Source organism: Streptomyces sp. AF1A, from assembly GCF_047340315.1.
Taxonomy (GTDB): domain Bacteria; phylum Actinomycetota; class Actinomycetes; order Streptomycetales; family Streptomycetaceae; genus Streptomyces.
This window is the reverse complement of the sequence record NZ_JBLEBI010000020.1, coordinates 39,533-56,276: the sequence shown is the minus strand read 5'-3', so window position 1 is coordinate 56,276 and position 16,744 is coordinate 39,533. Positions and strand designations below refer to the sequence as shown.

Below are 16,744 nucleotides of genomic sequence, written 5' to 3'. Positions count from 1 at the left end.
CGGTGATTCATAATGGTGAAAATTGGCAGGATTCAGCGACGCGGCACGTTTCCCGGGCCGCATTTTGCGAACGCCGGATTACCGGCCCGGATGACCCTTGCGGCCGCTCAGGTTGCCGAGCACGACCCGGCCGACGGTGACGGGGTTGAGCAGGATCAGGGGCGAGGACAGCAGGGAACTGACCTTGACGAACTCCTGGGTGAGCGCCGGGTCCCGCTCGGCGGCGGTCAGCAGCCACGCGAAGTACGCGTTGGTCAGCCGTACCGGGAGCGGCCGGTCCCCCTCCACCTGGGGAAGGGCCAGATCGCTGCCGACGGCCATCTGCCAGGCCACCTCGATCCGGCGGCCGGCCGCCCGGAAGAAGCGGTACGGCAACCGCTCGCGCCCACGGGCGAGACATTCACGCAGGACGGCGGCCTGGAGCGCGGCCACCGACATGCCCTGGCCATAGACGGGGTTGAAGCTGCAGATCGCGTCGCCGAAGACCAACAGCCCGTCGGGGAACTTCTCCAGCCGCTCGTACCGGCGGCGCACGCTTGCCGGATAGCGATGGGCGACAGGGTCGTCGAGCGGTTCGGCGGCGCACAGCGCCTCGAAGACATCGGGAGGCACGATGGGCTTGGCGAACTCCATGAAGTCGGCGGGGTCGGTCGGCGGGTGGTGGCCTGCGTAGCCGATCAGGGTGAGCATCCAGCGATCCCGGTCGTGCTGGAGGAAGGTCGCGCCGGCCGGCCGGCCGGGTTGGGCCCCGACGATCACGACCTTGCGGCGCCCGAGAGCGCCCGGCGCAAGCCGCAGGCTCCGGCTTACGTACTTGATATCGACGGCGATCCTGTCCTCGCGCGGCGGCTCGTAGCCGAGACCGGCCAGCCAGCGGGTGGTGCGTCCGCCGCGGCCGGTCGCGTCGACGACGAGGTCGGCGATCAGCTCCTGCTCGACCCCGCTGTCGCGCTCCACCGTTCGAACGCCGGTGACGCGCGTACCGTCCGGAGTACTGAGCAGCCCTGCGGCCTCACACCGGTCGATGATCTCCACACCGGGCAGCTTCGCCACGTGGGCCCGGACCTGACCCTCCAACTGCGGCCGGGTCGGCTGGTAGGTCGGGGTGGGGTCGGCGTAACGGCCCTCCTGGCACAGCAGGTGACCGCCTGGGGCGAAGTGCATCTCGGTGGGCTCGCGCACCACGGGTGTTCCTGCCGCCTCGAACTCCTCGAGCAGGCCAGGGAACATCTCCTGCAGCCCCCGGGTGCCAGCCGGCAGGATCGCGTGAGCGTGCCGCCCCTGCGGCACACCTCGCCGGTTCTCGTCCGTCGCCGGGAGTTCGTCCCGGTCGACCAGCGTGACCCGGTCGAAGGTGTCGGACAGCACCCGGGCGGCGAAGAGACCGGCGATGCTGGCCCCCAGTACCACGCAATGGCCACCGCGGGCACGCGGCTCTCCGAAGTCGTATGGGCGGGCTGTGTCGTCAGACATGCGAATCCTCCGCTGTCCGTGGGATAAGTGACGAGACCGGTTCCCGGACGCGCCATGAAAGAGGAGGGCGACAAAAACAATGGTCAGAGGAATCCTGCATCCCGGGTCGCGTGGGGAAAAGTCCGCCAAGCCGGATACAATGTGGCCGGAATCCAATGCTGCGCCACCCGGTTAACTTGGCGCCGAACCGCGGGGAAATACACGGCGGACGATCATACCCCGTGACCTCACCGCGCGACGCCTCGGGGAAGCCCGTGTCGCGCAGCACGTCTCGGCCAAGTATCGAAACGATGGCGAAAAATACCGGGGTCCGCGACGGAACGTAGAATTCCGTATCTCCGGTCGAGCACCAGGAAGCGTTCCCCTCAGTGTTCCTGACGGGTGAGTTCTGCGGTCGCCAGCCAGCAGGCCGGAAGTGGAGCCACCGTACGCCCGTGACCGATGCGCGCGTCGTCGCCCGCGTACACCCGGGCCCGCCACCCATGAGCACCGAGCCACTCCGCCAGGTCGTCGCGGGCGGAGAGCCACTTGGCGCCCTGCTCCTCGACGCGTTCGCGTACCGGCCTGCCCTCCTCCTCCAGCATCGCCGCCTTGAGGTGTTCCAGCATGAGCCGGCTGCCCGGCGCGGACAGCTCACCGAGACCGGCGACAAGCGCCTCCCCGGCAGCGTCAGTCAGGTACATGAGCAGGCCCTCGATCAGCCAGACCGTCGGCTGCCCCGGGTCGAAACCCGCAGCTCGCAAGGCCGACTGCCAATCCTCACGAAGATCGGCCGCGACTCCCAGGCGCTCGCAGGCCAGCGGCAGCCCGGAGTTCTCGATGAGGGCATCCTTGAACGTCGTCATCTCCGGCAGCTCGACCTCGAACCAGCGGGTCCCGGCTGGCAGATCCAGCCGTACCGTACGCCCGTCCACACCGGCGGCCAGCGTGACGACCTGGCGGATGCCGCCTCGAACCCCTGCGAGGATCTCGTCGTCGAAGAACCTCGTGCGCACCGCGAAGTACGTAGGGAAGCCGCGGGCGCTGTTGTGCGTCTGCTTGATCACCTCGGCCACGTCGGCCAGAACCGGATCCTCGGAAAGTGCCGAAAGCATCGCGGCGGCGAGCGGGTCCCGGAACAGCGCATCCGGACGCTCGCTTTCCAGTTGCCGCATCCACGCGATGAACAGCGCGGTCTGCCCGACTCCGACGGAGGGGGCCTTCACTTCCACCATAAAATCCTCCCCAAAACTAGTTCAGTTCAACGAAAAGAAGTGAGTCAACACGGGCAGACCTCACCCGTGAAACACCACGCCGAAATCGGCGAGCACTGCCTGGCAGATGAGGCGGCAAAAAAAACCCTTGAGAGCGCCTGTCCATTCGCTGTCGTGCCCCGCTACGCCCGGGGCAGCTCCGGCCCGAGCGGCGAACTGATGGAATTCTGTTGGGCCTTGCGGCTGCGATGGTAGTCTGCTTTGCGCTATCTTCAAGTTTATTCCACGGAGCAGGCCCTCATTGAAGGATGTGTGCATGCTGGACGACCTGGACCGTGCCCTGATCCACGCGCTGCACATCGACGGCCGCGCACCATTCAGCCAGATCGCCACCGCCCTCGACGTCTCGCCGCAGACCGTCGCCCGACGCTACCGCCGACTCCGGACCGAGGCATCCTTACGAGTCGTCGGACTGCCCGATCCCCATCAGGCGGGCCAGACCCAGTGGCTCATCCGGCTGACCGCAGCAGCGAACTCGGCACAGGACCTTGCCTACGCGCTGGTGCGCCGACAGGACACCTCGTGGGTAAAACTCACCTCGGGCGGCACCGAGATCGTCGCGATCATCCACACGCCGACCGATGTCGACGCAAGCAACTCCCTGCTGCTGCGCGACATTCCACGGACCAGCAACATCACCGCTGTATCCGCGCACTGCATTCTCCACACCTACCTCGGGGGACCGACGAACTGGCGCCGTAGCGCGGACGCCCTGGACGAGGAGCAGCAGCGCGTTCTGCGCGAGCACGAGGCGGCCGACACCTCGTACGTGGCCGTGCCGCGTCAACTCACCGACAGCGACACCGACCTGCTCATGGCGCTGCAAAAGGACGGAAGAGCCACTCACGCGGAGCTTGCCCAGGCGACAGGCTGGTCTCCGGTGACGGTGGCGCGCCGGCTGGCCGATCTGCAGGCGGGTGACGCCATCTTTTTCGACGTCGAGGTCGACACAGGCCACTTCGGTGCCAACACACGGGCCTTGCTATGGATGTCGGTGAGCCCGGCGCACATTGAGAACGTGGCGGCGACCCTGGCCGGCCACGACGAACTGGCCTACGTCGCCGCGACCACGGGTCCCACCAATCTGGTGGCCCAGGCACTGTGCCGCGACCCCGCCGACCTGCACCGTTACCTGGCCCGGCGACTGGGCTCCCTGGACGCGATCCACACCCTGGAGACCAGCCCGGTCCTGCAGAACCTGAAGGCCGCGAGCCCCATCATCACGGATCTGGCCCGCACCAGAATGCCGTCCGCCCCGGCTCGCGCCCGGGGCTGAGGGCCTGTGGCCCGGAGAGCACAGGCACGCCGAAGCGGCGGCCCGGAGGCCGCCGCGCACGCCATGCCGGAAGCGGTTCGGTCAGTGTCCCGACCCGGCCTCGGCGGGAGCGTCCCTGTCGATCATCATCCGGCTGGTCACGAAGCTGATCACGACGAGCCCCACGGCGACCCAGAACGCGAGTTGGACGGCGTGCAGGGCCGCCGAGGCGCCGCCGCCACCCGCGCTGCCCAGGTAGACGCTGCCGAGGATCGCCACACCGAGCGTGGCGCCGAGTTGCTGTACGGCGTTCAGCAGGCCGGCGGCCGAGCCGATCTCCTGCGGTTGAAGCGGCTTGAGCGCGATGGTGAAGAACGCCGGACTGAACAGGCCGACCCCCAGTCCGACGACGCCGAGTGCCAACAGCAGCGGTGTCGGGTACGTGTGCGGGTCCGCCGCGTGATAGACGGCGATGGCGGCGAGCGCACCGGCCAGCAGGACGGTGAGTCCGAGGGACATCATGCGGTGCCCGTAGCGCTTGACCAGGTGTGCGCCGGCCACCCAGGAGGCGACGGCCAGCCCCACCGACCACGGGGCCAGGGTCAGGCCGGCCTTCAGCACGTCGGTGTGCAGGCCGAGTTGGAGCTGGAGCACGATGACCATCATCAGACCGTTGGTGACGGCGAAGAAGGACGTCGACGTCACCAGCGCGGCCGGGAATCCACGGTGGGCGAACAGGCTCGGCTCCACCAGCGGGCTGCGCCCGGCTGCGGCCACTGCGCGCTGGTGCGCCGCGAACCCCGCCATCAGGCACAGCCCTGCCGCAATGGCCGCCCAGCTCCACCCCGACAGGGCGGTCAGGTCCGCGCCGATCAGCGGATAGACGACGAGCCCGATCCCTGCCATGGCCAGCAACGTACCGGGAAGGTCGTGGGTGGGCCGCTTGGGAGCACGGTTCTCCATCAGCCTGGGCGAGATCGCGAGGACGACCAGCGACACCGGGACGTTCACCAGGAACGCCGCGCGCCACGAGGAGCCGAACAGGTCAGCGTGGGTGAGCACACCGCCGAGCACAGGCCCACATACGGCGGCGAGGCCCATGACCGGACCGATGCTGCCCAGCGCTTTGGACATCTCGGGGCCGGCGAACATCGTCTTGATCAGGCCGATGGTCTGGGGGATGATCACCGCCGCCGCTGCTCCCTGCACCACGCGGAAGGCGATCAGGAGCCCCACCGTGGGCGCCGCGGCACAGGCGGCGGACGCGACCATGAATCCGGTGACACCGATCGCGAAGAGGCGCTTGCGGCCGGCGATGTCACCGAGTCGGCCGCCGGTGATCAGCAGCACTGCGAACGGCAGGGTGTAGGCGGTGGTGAACCACTGGATGTCGGACACCGACCCGCCCAGATCGGCGTGGATTTTCGGTGCGGCGACCTGCACGATGGTCGCGTCCAGCAGGTTCATCGCCTCACCGAGCAGCAGGGCGGTGAGCGCCAGCCACCGCCATCGGTACGCCGTGGGAGTCGGCGTCAGCACACGCTCAGCAGTCATCGAGGGTTCCTCTCCACCATTGTCGACACGCCGGCCCGGGGCCCCCTCGGGGGCGTCGGGACCGACCACAACCCAGCGTGAGGGCGGCGGAACGGGGTGCTCCAGCCAGAGCCGGGAGATGGCGGATTCCTTCCATCGGTGCCACCCCTGGTGTCGATTTCGCACATCCCTGGCGGGTGGCGTTCCTGCCGTCACCGGCACTGTCGTGCGCGCGTGAGGCCGCCCTCGTGGTGTGAGGTTCCTTCAACGGGGCTTCCTCGATGGAAGAAATGCTCCAGTCCGCCGACACGACTGGAGTGGCCGGGTGTGATCACTTCACGCTGGTGCTCCCCGGCCACCGCCGGTGTCCACTCCCTTACGTACACCGTGTTCAGGAGCGTGCATGACAGTCCTGCCCGCCACCCAGAGAGAAGTCCGTCTCCTCGCCAAGCCGACCGGGCTGCCCAAGCCGGAGCACTTCGGCGTGGTGGACACCCCCGTCGTACCGCCCGGAGAGGGCGAGGTGCTGGTACGCAACCAGTTCTTCCATGTCTTCGCCACTCTTCGCATCCTGATAGCGGGTGCGACCCAAGACACCCCGTTCCCCGTACTCAACGCCGGTGACACCCTGGTCGGCGCAGCGATCGGCGAGATCGTCGAAGCACCCGTGGGCAGCGGCTTCGAGCCGGGCGACCTGGTCTCGCACTGGCTGGGCTGGCGCGAGTACGCCGTCGTACCGGTAGCCGAATGCACCCGGCTGGACCGCTCCACGCTGCCGGATCCGGCGGCTCACCTGCAACAGGGCTGGACGGCCTACGCTGCGCTCACCCGGGGTGTCGTACTGCGTCCAGGAGACACGGTGTTCGTCTCCGCCGGGGGCAGCGGCATCGGTTCGATGGCCGGCCTCATCGCTCGGCAGCTGGAGGCCGGGCGGGTCATCGCCAGCGCCGGTTCGCAGGAGAAGGCCGACCGGCTGCGCACCGAACTCGGCTACGACGACGTAGTGGTCCGTGGCGCGGGCCCCCTCGCCGATCAGCTGGCGAAGGCGGCACCCGACGGCATCGACGTCTTCTTCGACAACGTCGGCGGAGAGCAGCTACGGGCGGCCGTCGAGGCGGCGCGCCCGGGCGCCCGATTCGTGCTGATCGGTGCACTGTCCGGCCAGCTCGCCGCAGACGGCACCGGTACCAGCGCACCCGTCGAGCTGGACTCGCTGCCGCTCATCCACAAGCGCATCGAGATGCGCGGCTTCAGCTCCGACGACTACGACGACAAGGACGAGTGGACCGAGCGCTTCGGTGCCTGGCTCAGGGCAGGAAAGATCACCTTCCCCCATGTTCGCGTCAAGGGCATCGAGAACGCGCCGCGGACCCTGCTGGAGGTGATCGAGGGACGGCACATCGGTGCTGTCGTCATCGAGTTGTAGCCGCGCAACCGTCATACCCGTCAACCTGGTTAGGAGTTTCCGTGCCGCGAGCCGCCACCGAGATCCTCGATCTCCCCCTCACCGTCCGACCGGAACCGGATGAACTGATCCAAGCCGCGATGCAGTGGCACTTCGGTCCCGAGACGGGATCGCCTTTCTGGCTCAAGCGGGCCGAGAGCCTGCCCTTCGATCCCCGCACCGACGTGAAGACCCATGCCGATCTCGTCCTCTTCCCCAACATGGCGGCCGAACTGCGGGACGTACCCGCGCAGGACCTCATACCGCGCGGTTACGGCCGGTCCCCCGATGTCGTGGGAGTGTTCGAGAGTGGCGGTACGACCGGAGCACCGAAACGTGTCGTGCTGCTGCGGGACTGGCTGGAAAGGATGCTCCACTGGAGCAACCTCAACCTCGACGCCCACGGCTTCGTGCGGGGCGTCGACTGGCTCGGCTTAGTGCCAACCGGTCCGCACATCGTCGGCGAGTACTTCCGCAGGTCCGCGACCACACACGGACGGCACGGCTTCACCATCGACCTCGACCCGCGTTGGGTGAAGAAGCTGATCGCCTCCGGACGCGGGGCCGACGCCGACGCCTACGCCGAACACCTCGTCGACCAGGCAGCGTTCATCCTGCGCACGCAGGACATCGGTGTCCTGACGATCACGCCTCCGCTGCTCGAACGAATCGCCCGACGAGACGACCTGACTGAACTGGTCAACGAGAAGGTGCGCGCGATCCGTTGGGGTGGCACACAACTGGACCCCGACTCCCGGTACCTCTACAAGACCGAGGTCTTCCCCGGCACCGCGCTGTGCGGGAACTACGGCAGCACCATGATCCTCGGCTTCGCCGGGGAGCGCCCGGGCCTGCCGGACGACGCGGGCTGCGTCTTCGACCCGTGCAGTCCGTACGTCACGTTCTCCGTCGTCAATCCGGAGACGCTGCGTCCGGTCGGATACGGAGAGCGCGGCCGCGTCCTCGTCCATCACGTCAGCAAGTCGTTCTTCCTCCCCAACAACCTGGAGCGGGACGTGGCGACCCGGATCGAACCGCTCGCCGGACAGGCAGGGGACGCGGTGGCGGACATCGCCCCGGTGGCGACCTTCGAGAACGAGGCCGTGATCGAGGGAGTGTACTGATGACCGGACCCGCTACCGATGTGATCCCGCTCGACGCCCTGGGAGCCCGGGGGCGGCACCGGTCCCGCAACCGGTTGACCGTGACCGACGTGGCAGGCCAGGAGAGCGCCGAACTAAGCCTTGTCCCTTCGCTGTTCGTCGACCGGACGATGAAGGCCCTGAACCTGGCCGCCACACCCGCACCCGACGAGCGGATCGGCATGATCACCCGGGCCGCCGAACTCTTCGCCACCGCCACCCTCGACGGCCTGACGCCGGACGCGTACGCACACCGAGTCAGCCGGGTCGGCGGGACACCCATCTCGGTCGTGCGGGCCACCGTCACGGCCATCGCCTCGCGGCTGCGCAAGGCCCACTACAGCGTGGAGCACGCACGGCCGACGGGAGCGGTGCACCGCTGGGACGACCCGCTGACCCGCACCGGGCGCGCGGTGTGGGTGCGGCGCGGGAACGTGTTCGCGGTTCATGCGGCCGGCAACCATCCCGGGCCGCACAGCCTGTGGCCGGAGGCACTCGCTCTGGGCTACCGGGTCGCGGTGCGGCCGTCCCGGCGCGAGCCGTACACCCCCCACCGGCTGGTCACGGCACTGCGTGCGGCCGGCTTCGGCGACGACCAGGTGGCGCTTCTGCCGACCGACCACGCCACCGCGGACGCGCTGTTACGGGGAGCCGACGCCGGGCTGGTCTACGGCGGCGACGACGTGGTGCGCAAGTACGCCGGGAATCCGTCGGTACTCCCCCAGGGTCCCGGCCGGTCGAAGATCCTGCTGACCCGTGAGGTGGACTGGCGGGACCATCTCGATGCGATCGTCGACTCGGTGAGCGGTCACGGCGGCACGGGCTGCGTGAACACGACGGCTGTCTTCGTGGAAGGCGATCCGGCCCCGCTGTGCGCCGCCCTCGCCGAGCGCCTGGCGGCTGTGCCGAGCCTGCCCCCGCAGGATCCGGCCGCGGTCTTCCCCGTCCAGTCGCTGGCCACCGCCAAGGCGCTCGAAGCCCATCTTCTGCACCGGGCGATGGGCACCAAGCCCTGGCTCGATGGTGATGGCATCCTGGCCGAACTGGGCGACGGCAGCGCCGTGTTGCGCGGCGCGGTCCACCAACTCGACTCGCCCCACGCGCCGCAGGCGGCAGTCGAGATGCCCTTCCCCTGCGTCTGGGTCGCCCCGTGGACGCGGGAGGACGGCATGGCACCGCTCAAGGGCAGCCTCGTCCTCACCGCCATCACGCACGACGAGGGGCTGGTGGCCGAGTTCGTGGAGGAGCCGTCGATCGGCAACGTGTACGTGGGGGACCACCGCACGTACTGGATGGACTCCGGGCTGCCGCACGACGGCTACCTCGCCGAGTTCCTGATGCGCTGCAAGTCGGTGATCAGGGACTGACCCATCGCGTTGTCCGCGGCGGTGAGTCCCCACCGCCCCCGCCGACGGAGAGGGCGGTTCTGCTCCGTCGGCGGCCGTGTCTCGCCCTGCCCCCGCAGGGCGCTTGCAGGATGGTGTGCGAATGCTGGACGAACTCGACCGCGCGCTGGTCCACGCGCTGCACATCGACGGCCGCGCCTCCTTCACCCAGCTGGCCACCGTACTGGCGGTATCGCCGCAGACGGTCTCCCGGCACTACGAGCGGCTTCGCGAGCAGGCGGCGCTGCGCGTCGTCGGCCTGCCCGACCCTCAGCTGACCGGCCACGAACAATGGCTGCTGCGGCTGACAGCCGCTCCCGAGACCGCCCTGGACCTCGCACACGCCCTGGTGCGCCGCCCGGACACCTCCTGGGTCTACCTCACCGGTGGAGGCACCGAGATCGTCGCCGTCCTGGAGACTCCCCTGGGCATGGCACACGGCCACTCCCTTCTGCTGCACGAACTGCCGCCCAGTGGGGGACTCACCGCCGTCTCCGCCCACCACCTGCTGCACACCTACCGGGGCTGGCGCACCCCGTGGCAGATGAGCGCCAATGCACTGACCGCGCGGCAACAACGCATGCTGGCCGGAACTAAGCTCGTCGGCCCCGGCGGAACGCCGCCCCCGGATCACTGCAGCCAAGTGCAACTCTCCCCTGCCGACCACGCCCTGATGGACGCACTGCGGCGGGACGGACGAGCAGCCATCGCCGACCTGGCCGCCGACACGGGCTGGTCACCGGCGACGGTCTCACGCCGACTGGACCACCTCCGTGCCTGCGGGGCGATCTTCTTCGACATCGAGATCGACCCCGCCCTGCTGGGCGGCAACGTGAAGGCGCTGCTGTGGATGGCGGTCGCCCCCGCGCATCTCGATGAAGTGGCCAACGCTCTCGCCCGCCATGACGAACTCGCCTTCGTGGCCCACACCACCGGCCCGACCAATCTCGTGGCGCACGCCCTGTGCCGGGACACCGCCGCCCTGTACCGCTACCTCACCCACGGCCTGGGGGCGGTCAAGGCGATCCACACCATGGAGACGGCACCGGTCCTGCGGACGCTCAAAGCAGTGGGCACGATCCCGACTCCAGCTCGCCTTGTGACCGGGGGCGAACCACATGATCAGTCCTTTGGCGAACGGTAGGCGGGGCTGCGAATGTATTTCGTGCTCCTGCGATGCTCCCAGGGGCGCCAAATTTGCGATCGCACCCTTCCTCATAGGGCCGTGGGACAGCGCGGGCCGGCGAGCCGGGTGGGGTCCATGAGCAGCTGACCGCGTCAGGCTTTGCGAGCTCAGTCGGACCCACCGCAAAGCCGCACCGGAGCGCTCCGGTCGGCTTGGCCGCCTCACATCTCCGCGCAGAGGCCCCGTCAGGACGGACCCCGGCAGGGCCTCGCGCTATCACCCGCCTATCACCCAGCCATCACCAACTGGACGGCCCCTCACAGACCAAAAGGCCCTGACCTGCGGCTTCACTCCCGCGCTGGACTTGCGTAGACGCCTGTGGACGGTCTCTACAACCTGTGCCATGTGGTACCCAGCGAGGGCCCCAGGATCAGGACGGGAGCCTCTTCTGGCCCGTCAAAGCGGTATTGCAGGGTGTTCGACGGTGTCTCACTCACGCCTCCGACCCTCTCACGTCTCACGAAAGCTCACGCGGCCAGGTGAACCCGGCGGCTCGTGACCTCGCGGCGCGGCACGCCCGGCACTGCGTTCGATCCCGCAGAGAAGCCGCACCGGAGTGCTCGCCGCGCCCACGGGCGCGGGCACCCCTAGGATTCTGAGTGTGCGACCCATTCTCCCGAAGATCGAGGGCGGCCGGTTACAGGGCCTCCTGCAGCTCATCGAGGACGGCATCCATCTTGTCGTCGCTGCGCTCCTCGTACTGCTCGCGGGGGTCTTGACCGTCGGGGTCGTCCACGACGTCATCAGGTCGCTCCAGGGGCCCTACCACGAGGAGGCGGTCGTTCTCTCCGCCGTGGACATCAGCCTTGTGCTGTTCATCGTGGCCGAACTGCTCCACACCGTCCGTCTCACCATCCGGAACCAGACCCTCGACGCCGAACCTTTCCTCGTCGTCGGCCTGATCGCCGGCATCCGCCGGGTGCTCATCGCGACGGCCGAGGCGGAGAAGTCCTTCCGGTGGAACGTCGAGGGGATCGAACTGCTCACCCTGGCGGCGCTCATCCTCGTGATGGCGATCGCGATGTACGTGTGGCGGCGCTGTATGCGGCCGGGAGACTACTTCCCGCTCCAGGAGGAGACGCGCTCCCCGTCGCCGGCGTCGTCACCCACCCCGGTGCGCGGGTCCTGATCCGTCGTCCTCGCCGCCTCGGCAGCCGGCATTCGCTGCTTCTCGCGAGCCGATCCGACGTCCCGTTCCAGGGGGTGTGCGGCTCACGGCCGTCGCGAGGTCCTCCAACGCCTGCTTCTGCAGTTCCGCCCAGCCCGGCCGATCCGCGGGGAACGAGCTCCAGCACCCAGGCTGATCGGCCCGCATCCCGGCTGTCCGACGGCTCGGATTGTGTCGGTCCGATCTCGCGGGGATCATCTAAGGCGTGGACAGGAACATGTCCGTCGGGTCCGGTGAGCGGCTGCTGGAGGAACTGATCAGAGCAGCCCAGCTGGCATCACCTGCAGAATTGCCCGTTGTCCTGAACCGGTATGCCGAGGCCATGGGTATGGGCAGGGCCGTCATCTATCTGGTCGACATCCAGCAAAGGCTCCTGGTGCCGTTTGTCGAGGGCGAGCCGGCACTGGAGCTCGACACGTCGCTGGCGGGATGGGCCTACCGCACCGCCTCTCTCCGGGTGGAAGAAGGCCCCTCCGGCGGGCTGAGGGTGTGGCTGCCCCTGGCCGACGGAGCGGAGCGGCTGGGCGTCGTGGCGCTGAACATGAGCACCCTGGACGGGCTCAAGCTGCGGCGCTGTCGAACTGCGGCCCTGCTCCTCGCACTGATCATCACCTCCAAGCGCACCTATAGCGACACCGTCGCGCAGCGCATGCGAACCAGGCCGATGCACCTGCCCACGGAGATGGTGCGGGCCTTTCTCCCTCCCCGGTCGATCGGCACCGGACGGGTCGTTTCGACGGCGGTCGTGGAGCCTGCCTACGAGCTGGGCGGCGATGCTTTCGACCATGCGTTCACCGAGGACGTTCTGCATACCGCAGTCCTTGACGGCATGGGGCACGATCTGGCGTCCGGACTTGCCACCTCTGTCGCCATGGCAGGTTGCCGCAACGCCCGGCGCAGCGGGGCAGACCTGGACGAACTCGTGGGCACCATGGACGCGGCGCTGGCGAAGTGGCTTCCGGAACAGTTCTGCACGGGCGTCTTCGCCCAGTTGCACATGCCCACCGGGGTGCTGCGCTGGTGCAACTGCGGCCACCCGCCTCCGTTGCTCATCCGCCACCACCGCCTGCTCCACAATGCCTTGGAGCGGCCACCTGAGCCCCCTTTGGGTCTGCCCGCCCGTCTCGCCGGGACCGCCCGGCAGGTGCACGACGTCAGCCTCGAACCCGGTGACCGAATCCTGCTCTACTCGGACGGCGTCGTGGAGTCACGCGACGAGGCAGGCGAGGAGTTCGGCCTGGAGCGCTTCACCGACTACATCATCCGGTCGACCGCAGCGGGGCAGAGCGCCCCGGAAGCGCTGCGTCTGCTCATCCACGCCATCCTCGAGCATCGGCAGGACAAACTCAGCGACGACACCACGATCTTGATGTTCGAGTGGCAGCCCCCTGATCCGTGACCGCGGGAGCTGGGGAGCACAGCCCCCAGAATCTGGGGTGCCGTACCCACGTATGCAGGCCTCGGGCGATCGCTGCGAACGCAACGCGAGCTCGTCCCAGCCAGTCCGGCAGCCGACCAGACGTGTCGTCCCGGCCAGGGCTCCGTAGCCTGCTCGGCGCGCCGGGCCGCGCTCATGACCTCCTCGGCCGGGTACGGCAGAAGCGCCGCAAACGAGTTCGGCACCCGGCATTTGAGATGCTGCCATTCGCCGGCGCTCACATGGCGCTCCAGAACTCTCAGTACGGTGCGCACCAGTTTCTCGCGCGTTCCGGGCGCCTCACGAGCTCAGTCCGCGAGGTCGGCCTTGCCGAACAGGACCGCGTAACTGGAGGGGAGCTGGCTGATGATCTGATTCAGCTCTCCGCCGGTGACGGCGTCGGCAACGGTGGTGAGGACCGCGCTGGCGTCCCACTGCGCCGTCCGCGGCCGGGCATGGGTGCGCTCGGCGACCCGGCGGTAGAACTCTTCGATCCCGAAGCTCCGCGCCTGCTGCGGAGTGGCATGATCCAGAACTTGTCCCAGCGGGCCGGGCAACTGGGATGCGAGGTCCTTGACCTCTCCCGGGCTGATCCGTTGGGCCAGCACTTCCAGCACAGCGTTGGTGACGTCCGCTGCTTCGTCCTGGTCGTTGTATTCGCCTCGCTCACGCACACGGGCGAGGAATCCGTCGTATTTCACAGCTGCCTTCCTTCCGCCCCGGTCACCGCTGGTCATGGGGGTCGCCCGGTGCGCTGTCGCGCCTGGCGGGGAGTGCCGAGTCACCCCCCGCCGTGAGGGGTTCCGACGCGGAATGTCAACCATGAGCCTCAGGGTGCCGAGCCTCGCCGGCCCGGCCGCGGTGCCGGACAGGTGTCCGGAACCGCGGCGTGCTCGTTTCAGCCGCTGCTCCCGGTGCTTTCACTCGACGCGCTGATCTCGATGTGCCGGGGCTTTGCGACCTCGGCCTTGGGGATGGTGATGGCAAGCACCCCGTCCGACATCTGCGCATTGATCTTTTCGGTGTCGATCTCTCCGGGTAGCCGCAGCCGGTACTCGAAGGCTCCGGTGCGGCGGGTGCTCCGGCGCAGGACGCCTTTGCGTTCCTTCTCCTTGATCTCTCCGGTGACCACCAGCTCCTGGCCGTTGGCTTCGACGTCGATGTCCTTGGTCTTGACGCCGGGGAGTTCGATCTCGACGTGGAAGGCGTCGTCGGACTCCGTGACATCCGCCAGGGGTGTCCACGCGACTGCGGGCGCGGCGCCTCCCACCGTGGATTCGATCAGTCCACTCATCTCACTGAGCAGTTGCTCGAACTCCGTCAGCGGATTGCGTGCCCAGCCAAGGGGCCTGTCCTGCATTGCGCCACCCCGGGGGCGCCGGACGGGCGTGGTCATTACCATCGCCTCCTTCTCCTTCTCGTGATCTCCTCGCCCGCTCGGTGTCATCCAAGCCAAGCGGACTCCTTCGGACGTATGTGCGGGGAGCTGTCGGTGCCACCGGGCGCGGCCGTGCGGCCCAGGTAGCGGTGCACGAAATGGATACTCATCGCGCCCTCGCCGACCGCGGAGGCCACGCGCTTCACCGAGCCGCTGCGGACGTCGCCGGCGGCGAAGACGCCAGGCAGGCTGGTCTCCAACGTCAGGCAGTCGCGGCCCTGGCTCTGCCACAGTCCGGGAACGGAGCACGCCTGCGCCTCCGCGCCGGTGAGCACGTAGCCGCGCGCGTCGAGGGCGAGCGCGCCGGACAGCCACTCGGTGTGAGGGTCTGCGCCGGTGAAGACGAACAGGGCCCGCACGGCGAGGTGGCGGTGCTCGCCCGTACGGTGGTCGACCACGGTGACCGCCTCCAGTGCCTTGTCGCCGAGTGCCTCGGTCACCTCGGTGTGCAGCAGCACCCGCACCCGCGGGTGGCGCTCGATCTGATCGATCAGGTACCGGGACATGTGCGCCTCGAGGCTCGGCCCACGGACGAGCAGATACACGTCCGGTGCGTACCCGGCCAGGAAGAGCACGGCCTGGCCCGCGGAGTTGCCGCCGCCGACCACCGCCACCGGGTCGGTACGGCACTGCTGGGCCTCGTAGACGGTCGCCGAGTAGTGGACGCTCGCGCCCTCCAGCGGTTCGATGCCGGGCACTTGGAGGCGGCGGTAGCGTGCGCCGGTGGCCAGGACGACGGTACGGGCGGTGATCTCGCTGCCGTCGGCGAAGTTGACGGCGTAGTGGCCGCCCCGCGGTTCGAGCCGGGCCGCCTCCGCCGGGACGCTGATCCGGGCGCCGAACTTGTCCGCCTGGAGCACAGCGCGCTCGGTGAGTTCGGCGCCGGAGATGCCGGAGGGGAAGCCGAAGCAGTTGTCGATGCGGGAGGACGTCCCGGCCTGGCCACCGGTGGCCATGGCCTCCACCACGGTCGTGCCGAGGCCCTCCGAGGCGGCATTCACGGCGGCGGCGAGACCGGCCGGACCGGAGCCGACGATCAGGAGATCGCCGTGGCCGTTGCCCGACGGCAGGGGTGGCAGGCCGATGAGCCGGGCCAGTTCGGCGTTGCTCGGATTGCGCAGCAAGGTCGTGCCCCGCCAGATCACCAGCGGCGTCTGCTCCGGACCGACCGCGAAGCGGCGCAGCAGCGCTTCGGCCTCCTCGTCCGTCTCCAGATCGATCCAGCGGTGCGGCAGCCGGTTGCGGGCGGCGAACTCGCGCAGCCGCCGGGTGTCGGGCGAATAGCGCGAGCCGATGATGCGGAAACCGGCGCCCTGCCCGACGAGCAGAGCACGGCGCCCCAGGCAGGCGCGCAGCACCACGTCGCCAAGGATGGAGTCCCGGGTCACCAGGTCACGCAGCTGCGCCATGGAGAGGGCGAGGATCTCGCCGGGGTCCCTGACCACGGCGGTGCAGAAGGCCACTTGCCCCTTCAGCAGACCGAGTTCGCCGATGAAGCGGCCGGGGCCGTGCACACGCAGCAGGTGTTGTTCGGGCGTGCCGTAGCCCTCGACGATGGCGACCGAACCACTCAGCACGACGTAGAACGTCTCGCACCGCTCCCCCTCCCGGATGAGCACATCACCGGCATCGACCGCGCGCCGCCGGCCGTGCTGCGCCAGGCGGGCCAACTGGACGTCCGACAGGCGGGGATAGGCGCCGTAGATGTCGGGGGTCTCGAAGGGGACGCTCTCCTCCGCTGCGTCCGGCACCGGCGCCGCGCCCGGCCGCGTCTCGTCGCCGGGCATCACACGAACGCCTCATGGACGTAGCACCACCGCCAGTCCTCGCCGGGCTCCAGCGACGCCACGATCGGATGGCCGGCGGCGGCGGCGTGCCGGCGGGCGTGCCGGTTCGGCGAGGAATCGCAGCAGCCGACGTGGCCGCAGGTCAGGCAGAGCCTGAGGTGGACCCAGGGGGAATGCGTGGCCAGGCACTCCTCGCACCCCGGGGCGCGCGGGGTGACGGGGCGTACGAGGGCGAGGTGGGGGTCGGTCCGTACGGTCATGGG

Annotated in this window: 14 protein-coding genes and 1 pseudogene; 7 read left to right on the top strand and 8 right to left on the bottom strand. The window is 69.0% G+C overall.

Annotation, left to right across the window (positions count from 1 at the left end; translation table 11 throughout):
• Positions 1-78: 78 nt before the first annotated feature.
• Together ACLU3S_RS09705 and ACLU3S_RS09700 are read right to left on the bottom strand one after the other, a co-directional pair.
• Complete coding sequence (locus ACLU3S_RS09705) at positions 79-1,473, bottom strand: FAD-dependent oxidoreductase (protein WP_413951332.1); 1,395 nt, start codon at positions 1,471-1,473, stop codon at positions 79-81.
• A 365-nt stretch (positions 1,474-1,838) separates the two neighbouring features.
• Positions 1,839-2,687 (bottom strand): SAM-dependent methyltransferase, encoded by an 849-nt coding sequence (locus tag ACLU3S_RS09700; RefSeq protein ID WP_413951331.1) that lies wholly within the window; start codon positions 2,685-2,687, stop codon positions 1,839-1,841.
• A gap of 295 nt (positions 2,688-2,982) precedes the next feature.
• Here ACLU3S_RS09700 and ACLU3S_RS09695 point away from each other — a divergent pair, with 295 nt between their 5' ends.
• Complete coding sequence (locus tag ACLU3S_RS09695) at positions 2,983-4,002, top strand: Lrp/AsnC family transcriptional regulator (protein ID WP_413951330.1); 1,020 nt, start codon at positions 2,983-2,985, stop codon at positions 4,000-4,002.
• Between the two features lie 81 nt (positions 4,003-4,083).
• Here the strand turns inward: ACLU3S_RS09695 and ACLU3S_RS09690 are convergent, their stop codons facing one another.
• Complete coding sequence (locus ACLU3S_RS09690) at positions 4,084-5,535, bottom strand: MFS transporter (RefSeq protein ID WP_413951329.1); 1,452 nt, start codon at positions 5,533-5,535, stop codon at positions 4,084-4,086.
• Positions 5,536-5,917: 382 nt separating this feature from the next.
• Here ACLU3S_RS09690 and ACLU3S_RS09685 point away from each other — a divergent pair, with 382 nt between their 5' ends.
• The 4 genes from ACLU3S_RS09685 (at position 5,918) to ACLU3S_RS09670 (ending at position 10,629) form a co-directional block, all read left to right on the top strand.
• A complete protein-coding gene (locus ACLU3S_RS09685; protein WP_413951328.1) occupies positions 5,918-6,940 on the top strand; it encodes an MDR family NADP-dependent oxidoreductase in 1,023 nt (340 codons plus the stop codon).
• Between the two features lie 41 nt (positions 6,941-6,981).
• Positions 6,982-8,082: a phenazine antibiotic biosynthesis protein gene (locus ACLU3S_RS09680; RefSeq protein WP_413951327.1), complete on the top strand. Its 1,101-nt coding sequence runs from the start codon at positions 6,982-6,984 to the stop codon at positions 8,080-8,082.
• Positions 8,082-9,467 carry an aldehyde dehydrogenase family protein gene (locus ACLU3S_RS09675; RefSeq protein ID WP_413951326.1) on the top strand — a complete coding sequence of 462 codons (1,386 nt, stop codon included), beginning with the start codon at positions 8,082-8,084 and terminating at the stop codon, positions 9,465-9,467. Before ACLU3S_RS09680 ends, ACLU3S_RS09675 begins: the two co-directional genes overlap by 1 nt.
• 121 nt (positions 9,468-9,588) lie before the next feature.
• Positions 9,589-10,629: an Lrp/AsnC family transcriptional regulator gene (locus ACLU3S_RS09670; protein WP_413951325.1), complete on the top strand. Its 1,041-nt coding sequence runs from the start codon at positions 9,589-9,591 to the stop codon at positions 10,627-10,629.
• A 380-nt stretch (positions 10,630-11,009) separates the two neighbouring features.
• Here ACLU3S_RS09670 and ACLU3S_RS09665 read toward each other — a convergent pair.
• Positions 11,010-11,108 (bottom strand): annotated as a pseudogene (locus ACLU3S_RS09665) (3-oxoadipate enol-lactone hydrolase); the annotation flags it as partial.
• 164 nt (positions 11,109-11,272) lie between these two features.
• On the opposite strand from ACLU3S_RS09665, the gene ACLU3S_RS09660 reads away from it, so the two are divergent.
• Positions 11,273-11,800 carry a phosphate-starvation-inducible PsiE family protein gene (locus ACLU3S_RS09660; RefSeq protein WP_413951324.1) on the top strand — a complete coding sequence of 176 codons (528 nt, stop codon included), beginning with the start codon at positions 11,273-11,275 and terminating at the stop codon, positions 11,798-11,800.
• A gap of 244 nt (positions 11,801-12,044) precedes the next feature.
• Positions 12,045-13,238, top strand: coding sequence for a PP2C family protein-serine/threonine phosphatase (locus ACLU3S_RS09655; protein WP_413951323.1), 1,194 nt, complete (start codon positions 12,045-12,047; stop codon positions 13,236-13,238).
• Positions 13,239-13,564: 326 nt separating this feature from the next.
• Here ACLU3S_RS09655 and ACLU3S_RS09650 read toward each other — a convergent pair whose 3' ends face one another.
• The 4 genes from ACLU3S_RS09650 to ACLU3S_RS09635 form a co-directional block, all read right to left on the bottom strand.
• The gene (locus ACLU3S_RS09650) at positions 13,565-13,957 is read right to left on the bottom strand and encodes a DUF2267 domain-containing protein (protein WP_350854399.1); all 393 of its coding nucleotides are present in this window, start codon (positions 13,955-13,957) and stop codon (positions 13,565-13,567) included.
• Positions 13,958-14,154: 197 nt separating this feature from the next.
• Entirely contained in the window at positions 14,155-14,652 is a 498-nt protein-coding gene (locus ACLU3S_RS09645) for an Hsp20/alpha crystallin family protein (protein WP_413951322.1), read from the bottom strand.
• A 47-nt stretch (positions 14,653-14,699) separates the two neighbouring features.
• Positions 14,700-16,481, bottom strand: coding sequence for an FAD-dependent oxidoreductase (locus tag ACLU3S_RS09640; protein ID WP_413951321.1), 1,782 nt, complete (start codon positions 16,479-16,481; stop codon positions 14,700-14,702).
• Positions 16,481-16,741, bottom strand: a complete 261-nt coding sequence (locus tag ACLU3S_RS09635; protein ID WP_413951320.1) for a UBP-type zinc finger domain-containing protein — start codon at positions 16,739-16,741, stop codon at positions 16,481-16,483. Before ACLU3S_RS09635 ends, ACLU3S_RS09640 begins: the two co-directional genes overlap by 1 nt.
• Between the last annotated feature and the right edge of the window lie 3 nt (positions 16,742-16,744).

Excerpts from the sequence above, each read along its gene's own strand:
- ACLU3S_RS09685 (WP_413951328.1), top strand. The coding sequence starts at position 5,918 with ATGACAGTCCTGCCCGCCACCCAGAGAGAAGTCCGTCTCCTCGCCAAG.
- ACLU3S_RS09700 (WP_413951331.1), bottom strand. The coding sequence starts at position 2,687 with ATGGTGGAAGTGAAGGCCCCCTCCGTCGGAGTCGGGCAGACCGCGCTG.
- ACLU3S_RS09670 (WP_413951325.1), top strand. The coding sequence starts at position 9,589 with ATGCTGGACGAACTCGACCGCGCGCTGGTCCACGCGCTGCACATCGAC.
- ACLU3S_RS09695 (WP_413951330.1), top strand. The coding sequence starts at position 2,983 with ATGCTGGACGACCTGGACCGTGCCCTGATCCACGCGCTGCACATCGAC.
- ACLU3S_RS09705 (WP_413951332.1), bottom strand. The coding sequence starts at position 1,473 with ATGTCTGACGACACAGCCCGCCCATACGACTTCGGAGAGCCGCGTGCC.
- ACLU3S_RS09690 (WP_413951329.1), bottom strand. The coding sequence starts at position 5,535 with ATGACTGCTGAGCGTGTGCTGACGCCGACTCCCACGGCGTACCGATGG.
- ACLU3S_RS09645 (WP_413951322.1), bottom strand. The coding sequence starts at position 14,652 with ATGACCACGCCCGTCCGGCGCCCCCGGGGTGGCGCAATGCAGGACAGG.
- ACLU3S_RS09675 (WP_413951326.1), top strand. The coding sequence starts at position 8,082 with ATGACCGGACCCGCTACCGATGTGATCCCGCTCGACGCCCTGGGAGCC.
- ACLU3S_RS09640 (WP_413951321.1), bottom strand. The coding sequence starts at position 16,481 with ATGCCCGGCGACGAGACGCGGCCGGGCGCGGCGCCGGTGCCGGACGCA.
- ACLU3S_RS09635 (WP_413951320.1), bottom strand. The coding sequence starts at position 16,741 with ATGACCGTACGGACCGACCCCCACCTCGCCCTCGTACGCCCCGTCACC.